The organism is Devosia sp. (assembly GCF_017307565.1).
Taxonomy (GTDB): Bacteria; Pseudomonadota; Alphaproteobacteria; order Rhizobiales; family Devosiaceae; genus Devosia.
The window spans coordinates 1-3,481 of record NZ_JAFKHD010000122.1 but is presented as its reverse complement, the minus strand read 5'-3'; the positions used below and the strand labels follow the sequence as shown (position 1 = coordinate 3,481).

Genomic DNA, 3,481 nt, shown 5'->3' with positions numbered 1-3,481 from the left:
CAGCCATGCCATCGGCCTCGGCGCGATGAACCTGCACGGTTATCTCGCCCGCGAACGCATCTTCTACGGTTCGGAAGAAGGCGTCGATTTCACCAATATGTACTTCTACACGGTGACCTATCACGCCATCCGTGCCTCGAACCTGATCGCCACCGAGCGCGGCCAGACCTTCAAGGGCTTTGAGAAGTCGAAGTACGCCAGCGGCGAATATTTCGACAAGTACATCCAGCAGGAATGGGCGCCGGCGACCGACAAGGTCCGGGGTCTCTTCGAAACGGCCGGTATCCACATCCCGACCCGCGAAGACTGGCTGGAACTCAAGGATCTGGTCATGGCCCACGGCATGTACAACCAGAACCTGCAGGCCGTGCCGCCGACCGGCTCGATCTCCTACATCAACCACTCGACCTCCTCGATCCACCCGATCGTGTCCAAGATCGAGATCCGCAAGGAAGGCAAGATCGGCCGCGTCTACTATCCGGCCGCCTTCATGAACAATGACAACCTGGACTATTACCAGGATGCCTATGAGATCGGTCCCGAAAAGATCATCGACACCTATGCGGCGGCCACCCAGCACGTCGACCAGGGCCTGTCGCTGACCCTGTTCTTCCGCGATACCGCGACCACCCGCGATATCAACAAGGCGCAGATCTACGCCTGGAAGAAGGGCATCAAGACCATCTATTACATCCGCCTGCGTCAGATGGCCCTTGAGGGCACTGAAGTGCAGGGCTGCGTCTCCTGCGCGCTGTGACCAAGGGCAAGTCAAACATGAACGTTCACGTAAAGCCCTTGAGCCGCATTCGCGCGATCAATTGGAACCGCATTCAGGACGAAAAAGACCTGGAAGTGTGGAACCGGCTGACCTCCAACTTCTGGCTGCCTGAAAAGGTGCCGCTCAGCAACGATATCCCGTCCTGGGCGACGCTGACGCCGAACGAACAGAAGCTGACCATCCGTGTCTTCACCGGTCTCACCCTGCTCGACACCATCCAGAATGGCGTTGGCGCCGTTCGCCTGATGAGTGATGCGCAGACCCCCCATGAAGAGGCCGTTCTCTCGAACATCTCCTTCATGGAAGCGGTGCATGCCCGTTCCTATTCGTCGATCTTTTCGACCCTGTGCCTGACGCCGGACGTTGACGACGCCTATCGCTGGTCGGAAGAAAACGAGTTCCTGCAGCAAAAAGCCCGGCTGATCATGGAGCAGTATGACGGCGCCGACCCCTTGAAAAAGAAGGTCGCCTCCGTCTTCCTTGAAAGCTTCCTGTTCTATTCCGGCTTCTACCTGCCCATGTACTGGTCGAGCCGCGCCAAGCTGACCAATACCGCCGACCTCATTCGCCTCATCATCAAGGACGAGGCCGTGCACGGCTACTATATCGGCTACAAGTTCCAGCGCGAGCTGGAGCGCCTGCCCGAGGCCCGCAAGCAGGAAATCAAGGACTTTGCCTTCGATTTCCTCCTTGAACTCTACGACAACGAGTCGCGCTATACCGAAGATCTCTATGACGGGGTTGGCCTAGCCGAAGACGTCAAGAAGTTCCTCCATTACAACGCCAACAAGGCGCTGATGAACCTCGGCTACGAAGCCCTGTTCCCGCCCGAAGCCTGCAAGGTCAACGCGGCCATTCTTTCCGCATTGTCGCCCAACGCCGACGAAAACCACGACTTCTTCTCGGGCTCAGGCTCAAGCTACGTCATCGGCAAGGCCATCGCGACCGAAGACGAAGACTGGAATTTCTAAGCCGCTCTAGACCTGCGCCAAGAGGCGCTCCAAACGCAGGTCACGCGGGCCGGACATTTCCGGCATGCGTGGCCCTTCTGCAAAAAGACTCAACTCATCCTTGCGGATGATCGCCTTCGGCGCCGCAGAACCTTGCGCCGCACCGCCGCAAAATCATCGGCCAGCGTGGTCTTTCCCATGCCATGCGTTGCCGTCACCGCAATGCACATATTCCGCCCTCTCTGCGCGCAGAGGTAGGGCCTGAGCCCCTACCGATAAGTACAACTGCCCCCCAAAACGCAGAAAGGGACGCCCGAAGGCGTCCCTTTTCTTCGTCCTAATGAGCCCCCGGGCCTGGGCCCGGGAACTCACCACACGGGGACCGCGAAGAGAGCGGCGCCCACAGCGTTGCGATCACACATCGCCGTTGTCATTCACGGTTGGCGACAGCGACTTGACCTCGCAAAGGGACTTGTCCTTGAAGACGCAGTGGTCTTCATACTGGCGAGCCGAATGCCGGATGCCAGTGGTCGTAGTAGTATTAGTGTGCGTGTTGGCAGCTGCAGCTGCAAAAGCCGGTGCAGCACCGCCAGCGATGATGAGGGTCGTAAAGACCGCGGCGAAAAGCTTCTTCATTTGGTGTCTCCGTGTGTTCAGTTGACAAGAAACACCTTAGAGACCCCCACCTTGCGCCATGATGTCCGGAAGATGAATGAAGGGGGCCCCAGCATGAACTCTTGGACACGAAGATAACATCGCCGTTACACCCTATGCGCAGCCCGCAGAGGTGAAGCGTCAGGGCCCCTCCGGATCAGGCTTTACCGGGGATCAGCCCACCCAATCGGGCACCCCACCATCTCCACTTTTTTGTCGACACATTGATAGAAAATAGGGCACTGTCAGCCACAGAACGACAACAAGACAACCATTCTGTTGACAAAATTGCCGGGGGAGCCTCGCATGGCCGAATTCAAGCCCAAGAAATCCGTAGCTCTGTCGGGCGTCGTCGCGGGCAATACGGCCCTCTGCACAGTGGGCCGCAGCGGCAATGACCTGCACTATCGCGGCTATGATATTCTGGACCTGGCGCGCAATTGCGAGTTCGAGGAAGTCGCCCACCTCCTCGTCCATGGCACCCTGCCGACCCGGCCGGAACTCAGCGCCTACAAAGCAAAATTGAAGTCCCTGCGCGGGCTGCCCTCTGCTGTTCGGCAAGCGCTGGAACTGCTTCCGGCCGCGACCCATCCGATGGACGTGCTGCGAACCGGCGTGTCCGCGCTCGGCTGCGTGCTGCCTGAAAGCCATGATCACAACCATAGCGGAGCGCGCGATATTGCTGACAGACTGTTAGCATCTCAGGGCTCCATGCTGCTCTATTGGTTCCACTTTGCGCAGAACGGTCGGCGCATCGATGTCGAGACCGATGACGACTCCATCGGCGGCCATTTCCTGCACCTGCTCCATGGCACAGCGCCGAGCGCGAGCCATGTGAAAGCGATGCACGTCTCGCTGATCCTTTATGCCGAACACGAGTTCAATGCCTCGACCTTCACGGCGCGCGTCATCGCCGGAACGGGGTCGGACATTTACTCCGCGCTTGCCGGCGCCATCGGCGCACTGCGCGGTCCGAAACATGGCGGCGCCAACGAGGTCGCCTTCGATATCCAGAAGCGCTACGCGACCCCTGACGAGGCAGAGGCCGATGTGCGTCAGCGCGTCGAGAACAAGGAAGTCATCATCGGCTTCGGCCACC

The 3,481-nt window shown here is 59.1% G+C and carries 3 protein-coding genes and 1 pseudogene; 3 read left to right on the top strand and 1 reads right to left on the bottom strand.

All coding sequences use genetic code 11. The features are described 5' to 3' along the window. Together J0I64_RS03505 and nrdF are read left to right on the top strand one after the other, a co-directional pair. Nucleotides 1-757, top strand: a pseudogene (locus J0I64_RS03505) (ribonucleotide-diphosphate reductase subunit alpha); the annotation flags it as partial. Between the two features lie 17 nt (nt 758-774). Further along, nucleotides 775-1,749 carry a class 1b ribonucleoside-diphosphate reductase subunit beta gene (gene nrdF, locus J0I64_RS03500; RefSeq protein WP_291406232.1) on the top strand — a complete coding sequence of 325 codons (975 nt, stop codon included), beginning with the start codon at nt 775-777 and terminating at the stop codon, nt 1,747-1,749. A gap of 393 nt (nt 1,750-2,142) precedes the next feature. Here nrdF and J0I64_RS03495 read toward each other — a convergent pair whose 3' ends face one another. Then, nucleotides 2,143-2,364: a hypothetical protein gene (locus J0I64_RS03495; protein WP_291406231.1), complete on the bottom strand. Its 222-nt coding sequence runs from the start codon at nt 2,362-2,364 to the stop codon at nt 2,143-2,145. Between the two features lie 324 nt (nt 2,365-2,688). On the opposite strand from J0I64_RS03495, the gene J0I64_RS03490 reads away from it, so the two are divergent. After that, nucleotides 2,689-3,481: citrate/2-methylcitrate synthase (locus J0I64_RS03490; protein ID WP_291406230.1), on the top strand; the 793-nt coding region annotated here is incomplete at its 3' end.